The organism is Paenarthrobacter sp. TA1.8 (assembly GCF_048595705.1).
GTDB classification, from domain to species: Bacteria; Actinomycetota; Actinomycetes; order Actinomycetales; family Micrococcaceae; genus Arthrobacter; species Arthrobacter nitroguajacolicus.
Map to the genome: position 1 here is coordinate 1,003,151 of NZ_CP184287.1, position 19,549 is coordinate 1,022,699.

Sequence of the window (19,549 nt, forward strand, 5' to 3'; positions counted from 1 at the left end):
CGTACAGACGCGTCAGCGCCGCGATGGGCCCACGCCGGCAGGGTTCCCTGGCCGAGCGAAGCGAGGCTAGGGTGCCGGTGGGGACTAGTCGCCCAGGCGGAGGCCGGTCTTGGTGTCGAACAGGTGCACGTGGCCGGACTGCGGACGAACGAAGATGGACTCGCCCTTCATCGGGGGGCGACGACCGTCGACGCGGGCAACGATGTCGTGGCTCTTGCCATCCAGGATGGTGTGGCCGTAGACGTAAGCGTCAGCGCCGAGTTCTTCGACGACGTCAACCTCAACCTGGAGGCCTTCGCCGTTGCCGACGGTCTCAAGGTCTTCCGGACGGGAACCCACCGTGACGGTCTGGCCGTGAGCTTCTTCGAGGATGTTGCGCGGCACGGGGTAAACCGTTCCACCGAACTGGACGCCGCCGTCCACTACAGGCAGTTCAAGCAGGTTCATGGCCGGGGAGCCGATGAAGCCTGCAACGAAGACGTTCTGCGGGCGGTCGTAAAGGTTGCGCGGGGTGTCAACCTGCTGCAGAAGACCATCCTTGAGGACTGCAACGCGGTCACCCATGGTCATTGCTTCGACCTGGTCGTGCGTCACGTAAACGGTGGTGACACCGAGGCGGCGGGTCAGGGATGCGATCTGCGTACGGGTCTGGACGCGGAGCTTGGCGTCAAGGTTGGAAAGCGGCTCATCCATGAGGAAGACCTGCGGGTTACGGACAATTGCACGGCCCATGGCAACACGCTGGCGCTGACCACCGGAGAGTGCCTTCGGCTTGCGGTCCAGGTAAGCCTCAAGGTCAAGAAGCTTGGCGGCTTCGCGGACACGCTCGGCGCGCTCTTCCTTGGAGACGCCGGCAATCTTCAGTGCGAAGCCCATGTTGTCCGCAACGGTCATGTGCGGGTACAGGGCGTAGTTCTGGAAGACCATTGCGATGTCGCGGTCCTTCGGCGGTACGTCGGTGACGTCGCGATCGCCGATCAGAATGCGGCCGGCGTTGACGTCCTCAAGGCCTGCGAGCATGCGCAGCGAGGTGGACTTACCGCAACCGGAGGGTCCAACGAGGACCAGGAATTCGCCATCGGCGATGTCGATGTTGAGCTTATCGACGGCGGGCTTATCTGTGCCCGGGTACAGACGCGTAGCGTTATCAAAAGTAACTGTAGCCACAGTTATCAATCCCTTCACCGGCAGGTACGTGCCGGACGATCCGTTGTGAATGGTTCATTTTCTTCAGTTGAACTCCCCGGCCGATGGCCGGGGAGGATCGTGTGACGTCGCACGGTACTGTGCGTCACATCACATCCAAGAGTATGTCAGACTTTTGGACGAACTACCTAAATGTTACAAACGTCACATGTTGCGCTGGTCACTCGCTAAGCCTCCGCGGTCACCCGCCGGCGTTCCCGCAGCAAGGCTTCCAGTAACTCTGCCACGTGCACCGGCGCTTCCACCCGGTACTGCGCCTGGGTGAAGTCCAGGCCCACTTTGATGCCGACGTCGTCACCCATCAGTCGGCCCAAAGCATCCTCATCCGTGACGTCGTCACCCGCGAACAGGATGGCTGTAGCACCCGTCGCCTGACGGAGAAACTCCACGGCCTCACCCTTGGATGCGTGGACTACCGAGGTCTCCAGCACACGCTTGCCGGTCTTCAGGTAGACCCCCGGATGCTCGCGGAGTACCCGCATGGCGGCTTCGACGGCGTCTTCGGCAACGTCGTCGTCGGCCATCCTCGTGTGGAGGACGACGCCGGCAGGCTTGTCCTCGAGCAACGTCCCCGGAGCGATGTTCACGATTTCCGCAAGAACCTCACGGACCGCGGCAAGCTTCAGCCGCTGATCTTCGTCCAGTTCCAGGCCCAAAGAACCCTCACCCAGCCAGACCTCGGCGCCATGGCTGCCGATCAGCAGCGTATCCGCCGGAGGCGAGGCGACCAGCCGCAAACTGTCCAGTGCGCGGCCCGAGATGAGTGCCGTCGTCGTGCGTGGCAGTTTCGCCAGGGCCTCCAGCGCAGCGGCGGACCGGGGCAGGGGACGTGCGTCCTCCGCGTGGTCGACGAGAGGGGACAACGTACCGTCGAAGTCGAGGGCAACCAGGAGGTGCTCCGTGCCGGAAATACGTCGGACGGCGTCCAACAGTTCCGGTGACAGGGTGAGGTTTTCAGCTGTCATCACGCACCACCTTTTCCTCCAACGCAGCCAGGAACTCGGCTGACCAATGATCCACATCGTGGTCCAGGATCTGCTTGCGCATCAGCTTCATGCGGCGGCGGGCCTCCTTGGGCGGGAGGTTCACGGCACGCAGGATGGCCGACTTGAGTCCGTCAATGTCGTGCGGGTTGATCAGGAGTGCTTGCTTGAGTTGGTCGGCGGCACCGGCGAACTCGCTGAGTACCAAGGCGCCGTCGTCTTCCGAGCGGGCGGTGACATACTCCTTTGCCACCAGGTTCATGCCATCGCGCAGGGCGGTTACGAGCATGACATCCGCCGCGAGGTACAGCGCCACCATTTCCTCCACCGGATAGCTGTGGTGCAGGTAGCGGACTGCCGTGTTCTGGATGGTGTCGTAGGTGCCGTTGATGTGGCCAACCGTGCCTTCGATCTCCTCGCGCAGCAGCCTGTACTGCTCCACGCGTTCACGGCTGGGGCTCGCCACCTGGATGAGGGTTGCATCTTCCACCTTGATGCTGCCTTCGCGGAGGAGTTCCTCGAAAGCCTTCAGACGGTGGCCGATTCCCTTGGTGTAATCCAGTCGGTCAACACCCAACAGAATGGTCTTGGGATCGCCCAGGTCCTTACGGATCTGCTTCGCCCGCTCGATGATGTCCGGTCTGGCCGCGAGCTCGCGGATCTGGTCAACGTCGATGGAGATGGGGAAGGCCTGCGCACGGGCAATGTGGGTGACTTCGCCATCCGGGCCCTTCACATGAACCTGCTGCTGCTTGACGCTGGCACCCAGGAACCGGCGTGCAGAGCGCATGAAATTGCCTGCGTCGCTGGGGCGCTGGAAGCCCAGAAGGTCAGCGCCCAGCAATCCGTCGATGATTTCCCGGCGCCACGGGAGCTGAGCGAAAATCTCCGGGGGAGGGAAGGGGATGTGGTTGAAGAAGCCGATCTTCAGGTCCGGCCGGGCCTCGCGAAGCATTCGCGGAACCAGTTGGAGCTGGTAGTCCTGGACCCACACGGTGGCGCGATCGGCCGCGTGGCGAATGATGGCGTCGGCGAATTTCTTGTTGACCTGGCGGTAGGAATCCCACCACGTACGGTGGAACTCGGGCGGTGCGATGACATCGTGGTAAAGCGGCCAAATGGTCGCGTTGGAGAAACCTTCGTAGTACAGCTCCACTTCGTGGCTGCTGAGCTGAACCGGAACCAGGTCCATGCCTTCGTGGCTGAACGGACGCACAGTCTCATCCGGGGCGCCATGCCAACCCACCCACGCGCCGTCGGACTTTGTCATCATCGGGGCGAGAGCTGTGACCAGGCCGCCGGGCGAACGACGCCAGCCATCTCCGCCGTCGTCGTTACCGTCGCTGCTGCACCGGTCCACGGGCAGCCGGTTGGAAACCACCATGAAATCGAACGTGCTCGCCGTGGGCTTCTTGGTTGGAGAAGCCTTGGCGCTTTGTTCGTTAGCGAGTTTTTCGCTTGCCAAATCCTGCATTAACGCTCCCTGGGGTTGCTGTGACTCAACTCCCAGCCTACTAGCGGAATCTTCCACGGCAGTTGATCGTTCAACTACCGGGCCGCGAGGTGTGGGGCAAAGCTCAAGTTTGCTCCCGTAAACTGACCCCGTTGCCCTAGCTATGCACTTGACGTCGAATACCCCGAGGAACTGATGAGCCCCGCAAACGAACCACGCCTGTCCAAGGCCGAAAAGACCGCCCAGGCGCGGGAGAAAGCGCGTGCAATCCGCGAAGAACAGCTGAAGAAGGAGAAGCGCAACAAGCTCCTTGTCGGCTGGGGCATCGTGGTGGCCGTGGTGGTCATCATCGCTTTGGTTGCTTTTGTTGTTATCGGTAACGCTCAGAACAACGCACCCGTGGCTGACCAGGGGCCAACACCGGCCAACGGCAACGTTCATGGCGGAATCACGCTGCTTGCCAACACGGAAGTTGTGAAGTCCGAACCCGCGTCCGTCAACGTGGCAGATGTGCCGGCTCCTCTTGCTACCAAGCCGGCTACGGTGACCGTACCGGGTGGCGAGGCCGAGGCCGGCAAGCCCGTCAAGGTTGTTGCCTACATCGACTTCATCTGCCCGGTCTGCAAGCAGTTCGAGACCGCTTACGGCGAGTCACTCACGAACCTTCGCAACGAAGGCAAGATTTCCGTCGAGTACCGCGCCCTCGGCTTCCTGGACCGCCAGTCCACCACCAACTACTCGTCACGCGCAGCCAACGCTGCTGCCTGCGTAGTCAACTCTTCCCCGGAGAAGTACGCGGAATTTTTCAACCTGCTCTTCGAACGCCAGCCGGCTGAAGGCGGAGCAGGCATCTCCGACAACGACCTCAAAAAAATGGCCACCGAAATTGGTGCGGCAAACATCGACTCCTGCATCGACAGCAAGCAGTTCCGTCCGTGGGTGAAGGTTGCCACGCAGGAAGCTGCAGCAATCGGCGTCACCGGTACGCCCACCGTGTTCATCGATGGCAAGCAGTGGGACGGCAGGTCCGACCTCAACGCCGAGATCCAGACAGCAATTGGCGCCAAGGGCTAACCCCTTTTGAAAAATCACGACGGCGGCTGGTCACCCTTGCGGGAGGCCGGCCGCTGTTGCTTTGTAGCGGTGTTGAGCGGTGAATTTCGTTGACGGGGATGGTCTGGGCTAACCTTATCTAGCGCTCTTTTGCGCTTTGCTTCGGGTAACCGGAGCGCGCCTCCTTAGCTCAGTTGGCCAGAGCACCGCTCTTGTAAAGCGGGGGTCGTCGGTTCGAATCCGACAGGGGGCTCCACGAACCCCTCCATCCTGGATTTTTCCGGGGTGGAGGGGTTTTTCGTGCCTGCAGCTCCATGCCAAGGTAACGGCGAACCAGAAGCCCGACGCCTAAGTGTTCGGTTCGTCGGCCAGGCAGGACGGACACACTTGCTTCGGCATGCTGTGAAGGCCACGGGCAGCCTGAAAATATCGAGCGTTTCCGGCCTCAGCGGTGCCTGTTCCGGCGTCCTGCCCGGTCGGCGAAGGCATCCAGGGCTGCGATGATGTCTGGAGCCACCCACACCCGGGTGCCGCGGATTTTGCCGGCGGATGCCAGGACGCGTGCTTCCTCCAGCCGTTCCACGGCGCGGTATGCGGTGGCCAGGGATGCCCCGGTGTGTTCTGCGACCATGTCAGCGGTCAGTGCCGGCTCCCGTGGTATCAGGTCCAGGACTTTGCGGACGGACGAGGGGCCGCTGGCCAGGCGTTCGCGGTAGCTTGCTTCTACCGTCTTGATGTCTGCCGCCAGTTGCCGGCCGTTGTCGACGGCGCGGACAGCGGATTCCGCAAAGCGCTCCACGATCGGCTGGATGTCCCCTTCGCGGTAGGCGCCCAGAGCGAATCAGGTCCGGTTCCATTTCGTTCATCCATAACCTAGGTTGCGTTGTCAAATAACCAAAGCCGGAAAAACCTAACTTAGGTTATAACCGTTCAAACGAGATGCGGAACTGCTGTCGCCCTTTGGCAAGCACGGATGAGCCGCTGATGTTCAATTGTTGCCGCCGCGAATGCGGCGGAGGAACCTGGTGCCCTGAGTAGCTGACGCGTGGTTCACGCTGTAATGGCGCAAAGACTTCGTCGACAAGCTAGGCACTGGAGGACATGTCTGTACGTGGCCGGACGGTACTCGGCCCTGAAAGTCGCTAGTAGGGCTAGCTGTCAGCCCGCTGTCGGATGTTGTTTGGAACGCACCGAACGTACGCGGGAAACGGCTACCGTGGTTGCCCAAAGCAAGGCGACCAATATAAGCGTTTCGGTGCCGTTTGGAACTGACCCGAATGCTCCGAGAATGTAGGGCGGTGCGAATACAAGAAAAGCTGTGCCTGCAAAGGCTATGACTAGCGCTCGTTTGCTCATCTTTTTCTCTCCTTAGTCCTGCGCAGTGGCAGTATCAGACGCCTTTAGTATGCGTCGCTGTGTTGTTTCCGTATAGCTGGAACTCGATCCACGGCCTGTATGTGCTGACGCAGCCAAGATGTGTCGGGCACTGTTCGAAAGTCGCTGCCTGGTATGACGCTACTTGCCAGCCTCCCACGTCGTTGGCCTGAATGTCGTCCGCTCCTCGGTAGTGAAACGTAAAGTCCGTGTATCCGACGGAAGGAAAGTCCCTGTGGCGGCTCGTTACGCGCGAACCATCTGCGCACCAGTCGACCTGTCGCTTCCAGCCAAAGGATTGGGTGGCAAAGCTCCACTTCTGAACCTCTGCCGTGGTGATCCAGCACTGGGCGGCCGCTAAGTTGAGCGCGTTAGGTTCAGCTACCGATGACTTGCTTACCGGTACCGGCACTGTTTTGGCTTCGGAGAACTTCCAGGTTGTGTTCTTAGGATCCAGTTCGGCCAATCCGGCGCCCGCGAGCGTAGTCGACTGCTCTGCGGTCAGAGGCACGTCTCGAGCGACGGCTGCCAGTGCTTCCTTTACATCCAGCGGCAAAGCCTTGCGGTTGGCTGCTTGTTCTGCTGTGGCGGGCGACGTACTGCTCCAGTAGTTGCTGAGTGTCGCATCTGCCTGAGATTCGCGAGACACGATCGTTGATTCGGCTGCCGAGGCCACCGGTACAGATGTGAAACACAGCGCTGCTGCTGCCGCTGTGGCAAACACCAGTTTGAGCTTTTTCAAATTTCCCCCGGAATTGAATGACTTGCACGGGGGATATGGCCTAACCGTTCCCCCAGAACGCAGTCAAACAATGGGTCGCAGGTTCGTCAAGTCAAGTGACTAATCGCTGGGCTCGCAGGACCGGATTGACGAAGCAACTACTAGGGGGTCACCTCAAGGCGTCTTGCAGGGGGAGTGACGGCCTCTAGCCTGTGGATCATGTCGTATGACCTTGCCGTGTACCTGCCCGAAGCCTTCGACGCCGAAGCCTTGGCTGCCCTCATGGATGCTTCGGGGTTGCGGTCGTAGGAAAGCACCGGCGAAAGCGGTGATGGCCCGCAGAACTGGCACATCCTCCGCGGTAAGAAAGCCACATATTGCTTCACTCTGGAAGGCCCGTACCTGGTCGAGCCGGAAGATGTTCCGCATGAGGTGACCGCCGCCGTCCTCGGTGCCGGCGTCATGTACAGGGTCTTGGTTGAAGGCACCGATCCGGTGTCTATCCCGCACGCTGTCCGGTTCGCCAGACGCCTCGCCAAGGGCGGCAACGGAGCAGCCCGGTGGTATCACCTCATGGACGAAGTCCGGGACGACTTCCCGCAGCGCTATCTGGACCTCGCCCGGCAGTACTTGCCGGAGGCGCTGCCGAAGCGGTTCGGCAGTTACGAGCCACTCCAAGGAAACCTTGCCCGTGACGGCGACCAGGCGTTTGTGAAGTTCTTCGCCGAGGACTACGACGTTTCGACCATAGGGAGTTTTTCCGACCGCCGGAGCCTACTTCAAGGGTGTTTTCAGCGGTCACATGAACCAAGACCGCCCGACCAGCCGCCGAAGGCGTCCGCGTTTTGGCGCCGGATGTTGTGTAGTTGAGAGACCAAGAGCAGGCACCCGTCCCGACAGGTCAGACCCTCATCGAGTTGGGCCTGCAGTTGGGGATCCAGGCGGCCAGATACAACGAAAGGCTCCGCCAAGGCCCGGAGGGGTCGCATCGCCTCGATCGTCTGGGTCATCACGGAGCAATCCTGCCGTGCTCGGGACAGCTCCCGCTTCTAGGCTTCGACGGGAGAAAGCGTCACGGAGAAGTGCCGCCGGGCATCTGCGGCAAACTCGTGCCCCCGCTGACGGGCAGCCGTCGGCGCCACCAGGGGACGGTTTCGTCTCGTATTGCTGGGCCGGAGTTCAGAACGGCGGCGAAACGGGCATCGATTTCAGCGACAGCATCCGCGAAGACGGCAACTGCAGAAGTTTCCTTGGTAGCCCTTCTCGCAGTCCTCCGTGAAGGCCGCCCAAGCCTCCGAAGCTGCAATATCGCTGGTCAGGACCCACTTCAGGGCCCCGGGTACGTCCGGGATACCCCGTTGTGTAAAGCGGGGGTCGTCGGTTCAAATCCGACAGGGGCTCCACGAGTGCAGTGTCAGTGGTTCGATGTTCTGTGACGCCAGGCTCCAGACGGCATCCCGGCTGGCGGCTGTGTGGACGTACCAATCCCCGTCCGCAGAGCTCTGCCAGCCGTAGTGCCACTGTGGGCTGAGTCGGAGTTCACCCGTTTTTGGGCGCCGTGCCGCGTTGCCCATCGCTTTCCATAAGGCTTCACCTTGGGTCCATTGCTCGATGCCAACACTGGGCACACCCGTGACGCGCCCCAGCCATCTGAAGGCGGCGTCCCGTCTCTTTGGTGTCTCAATGTCCACACCGACCCAACTTCTTGCCCGTGCTGCGACAAGAATATTCTGCGTGTGTGAAACCGACCAGCCTGACAAACAGCTTCCGCAAAACCACCTGCCGTCCTCTGCCCGGATGACGTGGCAGGGTCGGGACAGGTCATCCGGGCATCGGGTCGACTTCGCCGCTTCCGCGAGAAAGCGGGCACCGGACCGGGACCTATACCGCCCAAAGTCGTCAGTAGGTGCTGGGCCTGTCGAATGAATCCATACATCCACCATCCTGTTACGTCGCGATGGTGACGGACTGGAAACTGCCTCCGGCCTCACACGTGGATACCAGGGTCCGGTAGACCTCTCCGGCCTTGCCGCTGCCTGGTACGAGTCCTGCAGGGCCGGACGCGACGACTCCGGCGTTGCCTGGGATGAACTTTTCCTGGCTCATCCACACTGCTTGTGCGACACCCAACAGACCACCTGAGGCGCCCGCATCACCGAAGATTGCCTTGGGCGTCGAAATAGGTCGCCCGCTCAGGCCAGTTGCCGCCAATGCCTCGATCTCCAAGGTATCCACGGCTTCCCGCCCGCAAGCGGCAGCAACGACAGCATCAACGGTTTCCGGTGAATGGCCGTCGAGGGCCAGCCGGAAGGACCGCGCCCAAGCCCCTGACCCTTGGCGCAGACGGCTGGGGCCACTGCCGTCACCGGTCATGCCAAAGTTCTCGATGCGGCCAAGAACCCTCCCGGGATCGACGCTGTCTTCGCTTTCCAACAGGATGGCCACGGCGGCACCCGAGATGACCCGGCCCGAGTTCGTGTAGGGGAGGCAGACCGAACGTGCCAAGTAGCCCGGAATCGGCGCGTAGGCGGCGAGCATCGCGTGCGGTGCTTCGTCCGCCGCCAAGACGATCATCCGGTCCACGACCCCGTTCGAGATGAGGTTCTGGGCGAAATGGAGCGCAGTGATGGCCCCCGTGTTGCCGGCACATATGGTCGCGGTGGGTCCTTGCAGCTTGTTCAATAACGCGACGTGCCCGGGCGCGGCGTTCATGACCGTGTTCGGGAACAGCAGGGCGTTGCCGCTGCCCGTAGTCAGGAGCTCACGTTCGAACGCCTCAACGGTGGAGATCGGTCCGGTGCCGGTGGCGAACAACAGCCCGGTGCTGGTTGCCTCCGTTCGTGAGAGGCCCCGTTGTTTCAGGAGTTGGCTGACAGCCAGCGCCGACCTGCGTCCCAAGGTGTCCATGTGACGCAGGTACTTTGGGTCGATCCCTTTTTTGAGCTTGTCGACCGGAATGTCGCCAAAGGGGAAGGATCCGAATCCCTCGACCTCGACAGTCCCGTCACCGTAGACGGGCCGGCCCTCGAAAAGGGCGGCCTTTACGTCCTCAGTGGTGACGGCATCACCGGCAAGTGCGCCGATGCCGGTGATGACCACCGGTCGTACGCTCTTTGGTGCTTGGGCTAAAGGGTCAGCGCTGTATTCCCTGATGGCCAGCGAAGCGTTGTTGCCGCCGAAGGCAAACGAGTTTGAAAGCACGGTTTTCAGCCGCGCCTTCTTGGCTGTTTCTGCAACGATGTCCAGGCCTGTGGGTGAGCGCAGGCCGTCGGGTGTGACCGTTGGAGGCATCTCCTGGTTTTGGATGGCAAGCACTGATGTCACCGCTTCGATGGCTCCGGCGGCACCAAGGGTGTGTCCGATCATGGACTTCGTTGAACTTGCCGGGGGAGCGGCGCCCTCTCGCAGGTTGTCTATGGCTTTGGCTTCGACGCTGTCATTAGCGGCCGTTCCGGTTCCGTGGCCGTTAACGTAGTCGACGTCGTCGACAGTGTTCCCGGACATCCGCAGTGCCGCGTGCATGGCCCGTAACGCTCCTCGGCCCATGGGGTCCGGCGCTGTAGCGTGGTAAGCGTCGGCGCTGAGCCCGTACCCTGCGATTTCAGCGTAGATCGCAGCTCCCCGGCCGACAGCCGAAGCTTCACTTTCCAGAACAAGGAAACCAGCTCCTTCACCCAGGTTGAGTCCCGAACTCCGAGTGTACGGTGCGCAATGCAGGGGATCCAGTGCCTTCAGGCTGGAGAAACCACCGAAGGACAACAGCGCGAGCGGGTCAACGCCGCCGGCAAGGACCATGTCAGCGGCGTCGGATTCGAGGAGTTCGATCCCGTAGGCGATGGCGACAGCGCCGGCCGCGCAGGCGTTGGATTGGACACTCCGGGGTCCGAACAGCTGGAACTCAGAGGCAAGGTAGTCCGCGACGCTATGGAGTGGGTATTGCCGCAGCAGACCGGTGTTGGCTTTACGCAATCCGTCCTGTATCCACTGGCGATGGAATTCTTCTCCACTGCGGGCCCCACCCAACGATGTTCCCAATGACAACGCGATTCTGGTCCGGTCAACGGGGGCCTGGTCGACCCGGGCATGGGTCAAAGCTTCGGTCGCGGCGGCTGAAGCCAGCCTGTGGCAGCGATCAACGTAAGTGGTCCGGGACGACGGGGGCCCCGTTTCCACTTCCGACTCGACTTGGCCACCCATTGAACTAACCAGACCGTCGGTAGGAACTACGGTCGTTCGAACGATCCCCGATTTTCCGTTGGATATGGATTCCCAGCTTTGTTCTGCGTCCGGGCCCACTGCTGCTCTGAGGCCGAAACCGGTGACAACTATTTTCATGGCTTAACCGATCGGTTCGGTCCAGGAGACCGGATCAACTGAGGGGCGCGAAATCGTCGTCAAGGTCACGCCGCCTGCTTGCAGTTCCAGACCCGGCACGTTGAAGGGGGCATCCAAGAGGGCCAGGGCGAACCCTTGTGGCTGCCCAGCGGAGGGAAGCGTATGGTGGATCCGGCCGATTTCGGTTTCCCCTGCGGTAATGCTGGTTCCTGCCGCCGGGATCGATGACGTGGTGGCAGTGACGGCGACTAGTGAACGCGCGGCTTTTTCCTTCTCAAGCTGGTCGCTGCCGAGGAAGTCGTCATCACGGTCCGCTGAGAGCATCCAGAGGGCAGCAGCTTCCCGGACGGTCAGGCCACTGAATTGTTCAGGGTAGAGGGGGTGGCTGACTTCGGCCTGAGCGCGCTGTAGTGCCTCGGGGCCGACTCGTTGGCCGCCTAATTCCGTGGCGATCGTTGAAATGAACTTCAGCAGCGCGTCACGGTCGGTGTCCGGAGCGAGAATCAGGTAGCCGTACTCGGCGGTGGTGCCGGTACGGATAATGGTCGCCGGCTGCTCTGATACCGGCAACGTCGCAGTGCAGCTTTCGCCCAAGAGGACGCCTGCGATTTCTTCGTCGGCGAAGTCTTGGACAACTTTCCAGGCCACGGGTCCTTCCACAGCTACGACGGCTGTGGACGCGGACAGGTCGGTGACGCGGACGGACTCCAGGCCGCGTTGCTTCGCGATGGTGGTGATGTCGACGTCGATGGGCTGTTCTGCAATCAGAAGGACGCGTTCCTCTTCGATATAGGCCGCGACGTGGCCTGCAACGGAAGCATCTTCCCTGAGCACCAGTGATTCAACGACGCTTCCGGGTTGGGCGAATTCGGTGCGTTTGGCTAGCAGGAAGGAAACGAGTTCCTCCCGCTGCTCGCCGGCGATTTCGAGAACCAGTTCACCGGTGGGGTAAACGGCGGCGGTGGAACGAATTGCCTCGTAGTCAGTCGTAGCTGTCATGACGGATTCTCCTTGATGGTTGTGCTGGGGCTCCCTAGTTCCTGAGCGGAAAGGAGCCATGATGTCGTGTTGGTGTCCCCGGCTCTGGCGAGGAGGGACAGCAGGAGGTACTCACCGGAGGACCTGATCAAAATTTCGGGATGGCTGCCTTCGTCGTTTTCGATGACCAACCAGGTGGTCCCGCCCAGACCTATGGCCGCTCTCCGCACTGAGGCCCGCCACGGAGTCCGGTCCCGGGCTGCTGCCCACCACAGGTCGGTATTGGTATCCGTCTGAAAAAGGATCGGCGCCCGGTTTCGGGCCTGCATTTGGGCGTTCGGCGTGAGGTGCGTGACCTGTTCAGACCCGTTGGCGCCGTCAACGACGATGCGGAGCGCTGTCAGATCGCTGTCGCGCTGCTGGATTTCCCAGCGGGGTCGATCTGATGGGCTGTCAGCGAGGTGGGATGTGCAACCATCGCTGCCCCACTCGATGCCTTGCTCCGGGTCTTCTCGCCCTCCCTGGTCCGAGACCCAAAGACCGGATTGCCATGCCGTCAGGGGCCCAAGTGTCCGTGTTTTCGGGAACGGCGACGCGAGGACCTGAGTTTGGCCTGACTTCCACGAAACGATGCCCCGGTCGGGAGCGACGAGCAAAAACCCGTTGCTCCCTACGGCCTCAAGCACATCGACACGCGACCTTTCCGCCGCCACCCACTGGATGGGCTTCCAATCCCCCTGGGTTCCGGAGGATAAGGGGTGAAACACCGGTGTTAATGAAGGAAGGATTTCCGGGTTTTCGGGAACGGGCAAAGCATCTGCGCCGTCGAAGAGGCCCACGTCATACAGGATGGAGCCGTTCTCGGAGGACGCCGCCGGAAGATGGGAGCCTTCGACCCGGAGCTTCCCATCCGAGTTCCAGGTAGCAGCCAATGCGAGCCCCAGCGCAGTATCGGTCCAAAGGGCGGAAGCGCCGTTGCTTTGATCATCGAAGGCACTTTCGGCGGCTTCAAAGTCGGTCCTGTCCGGCGGCCAGATACCGCGGACGATTGGACCGCCTAAGGGGCGCTGGCGGTTTTTCGTGTTGAGGTGGAATTCCCCTGAACGTAGATTCACCCAGGGGAACGCCGTCACCTTTTGATTTCTTTGGTGGCTCACTGCGATGCTGACTTTGCTGCTATGAACACGGATTTCGCGGGTAATCGGTCCCCGCCGGGTCGTCCATCCGTCGGGAAGATCCTGGCACGTGACGTTCAGCGCGGCGGGACGGCGCCAGAAAGGTGCACCGTCGGCTCCTACGGGGAAATGATCGGTCAATACCGGACCCGGGTGCCGAGGATGCTCAATCGTCAACGTCCCTGCCGCGTCCAGGGAGATAGTGAAAGCGCCAAGCCGGCGGGAGCCGATTGAAGGCCCGTGGTTGCCGTTCGGAGCAGCACGTTGAGGGGATTCCGGCCAGTCGAAGAGTTGGCCGTTGTGGCGGGCCTGGATGACTGCACCTGTTGACATGTTGACCTGGACTTCAACGACGTCATTCTTCACGGGGAAGGTGTAGGTCAGCAGCGGGGTGCCGTCCTGGACGGAGACGCCGTCCATGAGGTCTTTGCCGCGGGCTGAGCCCATGCTTCGCCAGGAGTACTTCGAAAACATGTCCTCTGGGGAGGCGCCGGCAAAGGGCGTTTGAAGCAGATCCGATACGACGCCGGGGAGGAAGCTGATGAGTTCGATGTAGCCGTCCTCATCAGGCCTGATGATGCCTGCCGTCCTGAAGCCAACCCGTCCGTAGAGCGGGAAAGCCTTTTGGTTGGCTGGATCAACTTCAAGGCGCAGAGCCCGGACACCCTGTTCGACCAGCTTGATGAAGGACTGCATGAACAGGTCACCGGCCAGGAAGCCCATCCGGTAGCCCGGCTCGATGAGGAACATGCCGGAAAAGAGTTCTCCGTCGCCGGCGACCCGTCGGCCCGAGACCTTCAGGTAGCCTATGGTGCCAACAATGTTCCCGCGGTCTTCCCCCACCATGAACAGTACTGCGCCGCGTTCTTTCAACACTGCGTTAACGTCGTTGCCAGTAAGAGGTGAGCCGCTCTGGATCGTGCCGTAGTTGTTTCGGTTGTAGAGCTCCGCGACACGTGCCGCGTCCAGTTCCGGGTCGTAGAGCCTTACTGCCGGTTTCATGTTGATGGGTCCGGGTCTATGCGTGCAAGCGCCACGGACCCGGAGGCCACGATCTTGCCGCTGACTTTGATGTCGACGCTGAAGTCCGCAAGATTGGCGTGGCTTACGCCCGCGCGTGCTTGGATGCTCAGCACATCGCCAGGGTAGACCGGGGTGATGAACTTGAATTTGCGCACTGACGCCAGGTACCCAAGGACGGGGCCGTCTTCACCTGTAGGGGAGCCCAACAGGAGCCCGCACAGCTGTGCCGAGGCTTCAATCATGTAGACGCCAGGGTACACGGGGTTGTTGGGGAAGTGGCCTTGGAAGACGGGGTCCGAGATCGTGATGTTCTTGATTCCGGTCGCGGATTTGCCGTAGTTGAGGTCTTCAACCCTGTCCAGGAGGACCATGGGGTGACGGTGTGGGAGCCGGGCCAGGATGTCGCTGGCCTTGAGGGCGATGGACATTGCGCCGGCCCCTAATCGTCGTCGCTGTTGGCAGCGATGAAATCGGCAATCTTGTTGATTGACCCGAAAACTGTCCGGTCCTCGTCGGTAATGTAGACGCCGAACTCCTCTTCAACCAAGCTCACGATTTCAAGGGTGTCGAGGCTGTCGAGTTCGAGTCCGCGCCCAAAGAGAGGCTGGTCGTCCTCGATCTGGTCACCGGTGATGGGCAACTCCAATCCTTCGGACAGCAGGTTTTTCAGGCGGGCGTTGAGTTCGGTCCTCTTCCGCCCGGCGGACAGGGAGGCTTCATAAAAGTCGTTCATTGGGAGTTCTCCTTCAGGAAGTCAGGCCGCCGTCGACGGCGAGGACATGACCGGTGATGTATGAGCTTTGGTGTCCTACGAGGAATGCCACAGCTGCAGCTATCTCGTGGGGTTCACCGATTCGTTGCAGCGGGATGTGCTGGGTATATTCGCGACGTGCTCTGGCATCCATCTGTTTGAGCATGTCGGTGTTCGTAAAACCGGGTGCCACAGCGTTTACCCTGATGCCGAAGGACGCCATTTCCTTGGCCATGGATTGGGTCAGGGCGTTGATTCCGCCCTTGGTCGCGCTGTAGTTCGCTTGGCCGGGCTGGCCGCTGATACCCGAGGTGGAGCTGATGAGCACGATCGAGCCGCCTGTTTTACGTAACGCCTTGACACTTTCGCGACAGACCAGGAACGCGCCGGTCAGGTTGGTGCTGATGACGCGCTCCCAGTTGTTCAGGGACATTGTTGCCAGGAGCCCGTCAGCGGTGATTCCGGAACTGTAAACAACGGAGCCGATTCGTCCGAAGTCTTTGAGAACCGTACGGAAGGCTGCGCGGACGTCGGCTTCAACGGAAACGTCGACGCGGACCGCCAAGGCCCTGCGTCCCAGTTCCCGTATCGCTTCAACTGTTCCAGCAGCGCCCTCGTCGTCCTGCCGGTAGAAGATCACAATGTCATGACCGTTCCTGGCAAGTTCCAGTGCGCAGGCTTTGCCGATGCCCCGGGATGCGCCCACAACCAAGGTGATAGGGCTAGGTTCGACGTCCAACATACGTGTCCTCCACGATCTGAACTGTTTGAGTTTGATTCCGTCTGAGACGGGAAAGTGATTTTGCTGTTCCCAAGTAGACCCAGGTCCCGAAACTGTCCGCGCTTTGAAGGACCTGGTCCCATCGCACCGGTTGTCGGATGCCGAAATAGAGCTCGTTGGAGACCTCCATCGCGGTTTCCAGGCGCCGGGGTGAGGTGCAGCCCAGCAGTGGTACGTCCCCGTCGCGGAACGGCGCGTGGAGCAGCAACTCCTGCCATTCGCCCATCACAGGGTCCATCAGCCGGGAATGGAATCCGTGGCTGACGTTGAGCTGGGTTGATTTAGCGCCGAAGTGTTTCCGCGCGTCCTCAATGTCGTTGATGGGCCCGGAGAGAACGATCTGGCGTTCGCCGTTGACTGCGGCTACGTCGAGACCGAACGTTGCTGCCGAGGCGATGAGTCCATCTCGTTGTTCCTCTCCCCGGACAGCCACGGCCAACATCGACCCTCGTCCAGGGGCCGAGGCCATCAAATGACCTCGGCGCCTGGCAAGTTTGATGCCATCTGCCAACGGTATGTATCCGCCTGCAATGGCCGCTGACAGCGCCCCGATGCTGTGTCCGGCTACTGCGTGGGCCAGGTTGCCGCCCACCTGGGTCCACACCCTCCACGCAGCGATGCTGGCCGCGACGAGCGCCACTTGCGTGTTTTCGGTTTTCCCCAGTTGCTCCGGGGCTGAATCCCAGGTAAGTTCACGGACATCAATGCCGAGCGCATCGGAACATTCATCAAAGACGTCGTCGGCCACCTGGAAATTCTTTGTCAGGGCCTTGCCCATTCCCGGACGCTGGCTGCCTTGGCCCGGGAACATAGCGACGGTGGACTCGAGGCCTCCCCACAGGTCCTCGTTGCCGGTCATCGTATGCGCCGACCGATTCGCCAGGAGCCCAGTGCGATGAAGACGACAACCATTCCAAGGAGCACGGAGATCGCCAGTGTGTTCGTCACCGCGAGATCGCCGACTGATGCTGTGATGCCGTAGAACGTCTGCACTGCGTCGACGGCCTGGTCTTGGTTATTTGTCAGCGCTTCAAGTGCCTGTGACGTGTAAGGCTGGCGGATCAACATGGCTGATTGCGCGAAAGGAAGTGCGTTCAGGACATTGACCACACCGGAGGGCAGGGTGCCGGCCGGGATGTAAGCGCCGGCAAGGAAGCCGATGATGGTTCCAACGATGGTGCTCAGAGCTGAGAAGGCGGTGCTGGACTTGATGAAAGTGACCACGAAGCTGGACAGCGCGGCAAACGCCGCAGATGAAACCAGGACGACGGCGGCGCATTGTCCAAGCTGGGCCCAGGTCATCAAGGGTTCCCCGCGGAAGAGGATGTAGAGCTGGCCTACCAGGATAACCACCGCTGTCATGATGACGGAGATGACGAAGCTCGCGATCAAGTATCCGAGAATCATGTTCGTCCGCCTGATAGGGGAGACGAGGAAGTCACGGAAACGCCCGGTCGACGCATCGTCAACAAATACGTTGAGGGCGGCAAGTCCGGTGGTCAGGGTGGTGATCATCGTAATGCCAGCAAAAACCCAGGCGTTGACGAAAGCGCTGATTTCCGAGCTGCTTGCGTCAGGGAATCTTGTCTGCAGGTTATCCACTTGCAGGTTGCCGAGGAACAGGGCGTAAAGGGCGATGAGAATCAGCGCCGAGAGCAGGGAGAAAAATACCCCGGCCCTGTCGCGGAAGAAGATCATCAGGTTACGGCCGCTGAGAATCATGATGCTGTTCACGGTTCGCTCCTCTTGGATGTCAGTGCAAGGAAGACGTCGTCCATGCGTCCGTGCCGGAACTCGAAGTCGTGGACGCGTTCTGCGCCCACAATGAGCAGGTGCCGGGCCTGCTTCGAGTCATCTACCTCAACGCGATAAACGTCATTGTCGAGTGTCCAGCTCAGGTCGGCGGTCCTGCAGTACTCCGCGAGGAATTCATGATCGTCTGTGGTGACGGTGAGGATGCTGTTGCTGTGCTGTTCACGCAATTGCGCAGGCGTTCCCTGGGCGACCAATTTTCCGGAGTCGATGATGGAGACCTGGTCAGCCACCTCGGTCTCTTCCATGTAGTGGGTCGTGAGGAAAACGGTCAGGCCGTCGTCGTCGCGAAGTTTGTGAATGGTTTGCCAGACTTGTTCCCGGCTCTGCGGGTCCAAGCCGGCGGTCGGCTCATCAAGGAAAAGAATCTCGGGTCGATGGATAAGAGCCCGCGCGATGTCCGCCCGGCGCTTCTGGCCACCGGAGAGCCGCCCGTAGAAGGGCTTCTCGAGGAAAGATTCGAGACCTATGAGCTGGGCGAGTTCACTGATGCGCTGGGTCCGCTCGGACCTCGTGAGCCCATAAAAACCTGCTCGTATGTCGAGGTTTTGCCTGACCGACAGTGTCGGGTCCAGCAGCGACTGTTGGAAAACGACGCCAATCTTGCGTCGAATCTCATCGTCTTCCTTGCCCACGATATGGCCGGCGACTTGAATGGTTCCGCTGTCGAATCCGAGAGTGGTGGTGATGCAGCCGATGGTGGTGGACTTGCCGGCACCGTTGGTTCCCAGAAAGGCAAAGATGGATGCGCGCTCCACTTGCAGGGACAAATCCTGAACGGCCTGCAAAGTGCCGTATCTCTTGCTTAGGTTACTGATTTTAATGACGTTACTGGTCACGCATAGCCCCCACTGTGTGCCTTGAAACAGTTCTGTGGGGCAACAAATGTCGCCCCCATTCGACAAAGTAACCACAACGTACCCGATGGATATGAGTGCCGCAAAACCGGCTCCCGGTGGAAAGTGTGCCACGATCCTCACTGCTGTCGATGCAAGTATGCCGTGGGACCGGAATGATGTATTGGTCGAGACTTCAATTGCTTCGAGGTATTAGATGCACAATCGGCCCTGTGTCAGTCGTGGTGAAATGCTGCGTGGTACTCATTTCAGTCACATAAATTCTCAAGTTCTCAACACGTTTGTGCAGTTCTTTGGCTGCGGCGGCCGGTGCAGCGTAGGGCATCGGCATCCACGGTGCCTCTAGTCCTTGGATTGGCTGATACGCCTCCTGAACTTACGGCGAAGGGACTTAGGTCAACGAGACGGTGGACGAAATTTCATAATTTCCGGCAATCGGGTTGTCATTGAGAGTTTGCTTTTCCGGCGTCGCAAAGACGTTTCTGTCAATCTCATGACAAGTAATTCAAATCCACTGCTGACTTTCCCTTGTCCTGAATATTTCGGAATCTTCTTTTCTTGTCAACGGAGAAATTAGCTGAACCGGACACTCGCGGATCAACGACGGCTGGGTGTGATGCCCGAATGTGTCGAAGGGCAAAATCGGGTTCAGTGAGACGTCATAAACGGTTCGCTCGACCCGAGCGGCAGGCCGATAAGGCAGAGTACTGCTGCAGATCCGCATTGCTTCGGGCCGGAATCACCATCACACGAACTCCAATCCCAGGTTTTCGTCACCGATCATTACAACTAGGTACTTATGGGCTACTTGAAAGTGACCGCTAAATGAACAGCGGGTGCATTGCGTGCGCCTTACGTCGATGGTTGAAATCGGTCTGGGTCAGTTCATAGGCTCTGGACTCCAACCCCGGAAGACCAAGGCCCCGAATTCGGAAGCGTGAGCAGTTTCGGTGAGGCCAGCGCATCCCGTTCCCTAACCTCTGCCGTGCTGTGCGACTTGGTCGACCGCTACCAGGTCCTAACCAGGCGCCGCTGCGTTCTTGCCGT

At 60.5% G+C, this 19,549-nt stretch carries 16 protein-coding genes and 2 tRNA genes; 4 read left to right on the forward strand and 14 right to left on the reverse strand.

The features are described 5' to 3' along the window. Positions 1–84: 84 nt before the first annotated feature. The 3 genes from ACNAOT_RS04865 to ACNAOT_RS04875 form a co-directional block, all read right to left on the reverse strand. Positions 85–1,167 (reverse strand): ABC transporter ATP-binding protein, encoded by a 1,083-nt coding sequence (locus ACNAOT_RS04865; RefSeq protein WP_089593814.1) that lies wholly within the window; start codon positions 1,165–1,167, stop codon positions 85–87. 206 nt (positions 1,168–1,373) lie between these two features. Then, positions 1,374–2,171, reverse strand: coding sequence for a trehalose-phosphatase (gene otsB / locus ACNAOT_RS04870; RefSeq protein WP_420180234.1), 798 nt, complete (start codon positions 2,169–2,171; stop codon positions 1,374–1,376). Beyond that, positions 2,161–3,663 carry an alpha,alpha-trehalose-phosphate synthase (UDP-forming) gene (locus ACNAOT_RS04875; protein ID WP_091465547.1) on the reverse strand — a complete coding sequence of 501 codons (1,503 nt, stop codon included), beginning with the start codon at positions 3,661–3,663 and terminating at the stop codon, positions 2,161–2,163. Before ACNAOT_RS04875 ends, otsB begins: the two co-directional genes overlap by 11 nt. A 174-nt stretch (positions 3,664–3,837) precedes the next feature. Between ACNAOT_RS04875 and ACNAOT_RS04880 the strand changes: the two genes are divergently transcribed. Together ACNAOT_RS04880 and ACNAOT_RS04885 are read left to right on the forward strand one after the other, a co-directional pair. Next, entirely contained in the window at positions 3,838–4,716 is an 879-nt protein-coding gene (locus tag ACNAOT_RS04880) for a DsbA family protein (protein ID WP_091465549.1), read from the forward strand. Positions 4,717–4,874: 158 nt separating this feature from the next. After that, positions 4,875–4,951, forward strand: a tRNA-Thr gene (locus ACNAOT_RS04885). 189 nt (positions 4,952–5,140) lie between these two features. On the opposite strand, the gene ACNAOT_RS04890 is transcribed toward ACNAOT_RS04885, so the two are convergent. Together ACNAOT_RS04890 and ACNAOT_RS04895 are read right to left on the reverse strand one after the other, a co-directional pair. Further along, complete coding sequence (locus ACNAOT_RS04890) at positions 5,141–5,494, reverse strand: hypothetical protein (protein ID WP_420180235.1); 354 nt, start codon at positions 5,492–5,494, stop codon at positions 5,141–5,143. A 591-nt stretch (positions 5,495–6,085) separates the two neighbouring features. Then, positions 6,086–6,718, reverse strand: a complete 633-nt coding sequence (locus ACNAOT_RS04895) for a hypothetical protein (RefSeq protein WP_420180236.1) — start codon at positions 6,716–6,718, stop codon at positions 6,086–6,088. A 504-nt stretch (positions 6,719–7,222) separates the two neighbouring features. Between ACNAOT_RS04895 and ACNAOT_RS04900 the strand changes: the two genes are divergently transcribed. Both ACNAOT_RS04900 and ACNAOT_RS04905 read left to right on the forward strand, forming a co-directional pair. Next, on the forward strand, positions 7,223–7,660 hold the full coding sequence (locus ACNAOT_RS04900) for a hypothetical protein (protein WP_420180237.1): 438 nt from the start codon (positions 7,223–7,225) through the stop codon (positions 7,658–7,660). A gap of 462 nt (positions 7,661–8,122) precedes the next feature. Next, a tRNA-OTHER gene (locus ACNAOT_RS04905) sits at positions 8,123–8,193 on the forward strand. A 544-nt stretch (positions 8,194–8,737) separates the two neighbouring features. Here ACNAOT_RS04905 and ACNAOT_RS04910 read toward each other — a convergent pair. From ACNAOT_RS04910 to ACNAOT_RS04950, 9 genes are read right to left on the reverse strand one after another with little or no spacing between them, the layout of a single operon-like run. After that, positions 8,738–11,125 (reverse strand): beta-ketoacyl synthase N-terminal-like domain-containing protein, encoded by a 2,388-nt coding sequence (locus ACNAOT_RS04910; RefSeq protein WP_420180238.1) that lies wholly within the window; start codon positions 11,123–11,125, stop codon positions 8,738–8,740. Between the two features lie 3 nt (positions 11,126–11,128). Then, positions 11,129–12,124, reverse strand: coding sequence for an aminomethyl transferase family protein (locus ACNAOT_RS04915; RefSeq protein WP_420180239.1), 996 nt, complete (start codon positions 12,122–12,124; stop codon positions 11,129–11,131). Then, positions 12,121–14,280: a GNAT family N-acetyltransferase gene (locus ACNAOT_RS04920; protein ID WP_420180240.1), complete on the reverse strand. Its 2,160-nt coding sequence runs from the start codon at positions 14,278–14,280 to the stop codon at positions 12,121–12,123. The genes ACNAOT_RS04915 and ACNAOT_RS04920 overlap by 4 nt, the downstream gene beginning before the upstream one ends. After that, the gene (gene fabZ, locus ACNAOT_RS04925) at positions 14,277–14,729 is read right to left on the reverse strand and encodes a 3-hydroxyacyl-ACP dehydratase FabZ (protein WP_420180241.1); all 453 of its coding nucleotides are present in this window, start codon (positions 14,727–14,729) and stop codon (positions 14,277–14,279) included. Before fabZ ends, ACNAOT_RS04920 begins: the two co-directional genes overlap by 4 nt. Positions 14,730–14,740: 11 nt before the next feature. Then, complete coding sequence (locus tag ACNAOT_RS04930) at positions 14,741–15,034, reverse strand: acyl carrier protein (protein WP_420180242.1); 294 nt, start codon at positions 15,032–15,034, stop codon at positions 14,741–14,743. 13 nt (positions 15,035–15,047) lie between these two features. Next, positions 15,048–15,794 carry a 3-oxoacyl-ACP reductase FabG gene (fabG, locus tag ACNAOT_RS04935; protein ID WP_420180243.1) on the reverse strand — a complete coding sequence of 249 codons (747 nt, stop codon included), beginning with the start codon at positions 15,792–15,794 and terminating at the stop codon, positions 15,048–15,050. Then, complete coding sequence (locus ACNAOT_RS04940; RefSeq protein ID WP_420180244.1) at positions 15,775–16,692, reverse strand: ACP S-malonyltransferase; 918 nt, start codon at positions 16,690–16,692, stop codon at positions 15,775–15,777. Before ACNAOT_RS04940 ends, fabG begins: the two co-directional genes overlap by 20 nt. Continuing rightward, positions 16,689–17,567, reverse strand: a complete 879-nt coding sequence (locus tag ACNAOT_RS04945; protein ID WP_178996093.1) for an ABC transporter permease — start codon at positions 17,565–17,567, stop codon at positions 16,689–16,691. The genes ACNAOT_RS04940 and ACNAOT_RS04945 overlap by 4 nt, the downstream gene beginning before the upstream one ends. Next, on the reverse strand, positions 17,564–18,403 hold the full coding sequence (locus ACNAOT_RS04950; protein ID WP_420180245.1) for an ATP-binding cassette domain-containing protein: 840 nt from the start codon (positions 18,401–18,403) through the stop codon (positions 17,564–17,566). The genes ACNAOT_RS04945 and ACNAOT_RS04950 overlap by 4 nt, the downstream gene beginning before the upstream one ends. Positions 18,404–19,549 lie beyond the last annotated feature (1,146 nt).

What these genes read in the sequence shown, in the direction of transcription:
- otsB (WP_420180234.1), bottom strand. Translation starts at nt 2,171, where the DNA reads ATGACAGCTGAAAACCTCACCCTGTCACCGGAACTGTTGGACGCCGTC.
- ACNAOT_RS04875 (WP_091465547.1), bottom strand. Translation starts at nt 3,663, where the DNA reads ATGCAGGATTTGGCAAGCGAAAAACTCGCTAACGAACAAAGCGCCAAG.
- ACNAOT_RS04880 (WP_091465549.1), top strand. Translation starts at nt 3,838, where the DNA reads ATGAGCCCCGCAAACGAACCACGCCTGTCCAAGGCCGAAAAGACCGCC.
- ACNAOT_RS04910 (WP_420180238.1), bottom strand. Translation starts at nt 11,125, where the DNA reads ATGAAAATAGTTGTCACCGGTTTCGGCCTCAGAGCAGCAGTGGGCCCG.
- ACNAOT_RS04915 (WP_420180239.1), bottom strand. Translation starts at nt 12,124, where the DNA reads ATGACAGCTACGACTGACTACGAGGCAATTCGTTCCACCGCCGCCGTT.
- ACNAOT_RS04920 (WP_420180240.1), bottom strand. Translation starts at nt 14,280, where the DNA reads ATGAAACCGGCAGTAAGGCTCTACGACCCGGAACTGGACGCGGCACGT.
- fabZ (WP_420180241.1), bottom strand. Translation starts at nt 14,729, where the DNA reads ATGTCCATCGCCCTCAAGGCCAGCGACATCCTGGCCCGGCTCCCACAC.
- ACNAOT_RS04930 (WP_420180242.1), bottom strand. Translation starts at nt 15,034, where the DNA reads ATGAACGACTTTTATGAAGCCTCCCTGTCCGCCGGGCGGAAGAGGACC.
- fabG (WP_420180243.1), bottom strand. Translation starts at nt 15,794, where the DNA reads ATGTTGGACGTCGAACCTAGCCCTATCACCTTGGTTGTGGGCGCATCC.
- ACNAOT_RS04940 (WP_420180244.1), bottom strand. Translation starts at nt 16,692, where the DNA reads ATGACCGGCAACGAGGACCTGTGGGGAGGCCTCGAGTCCACCGTCGCT.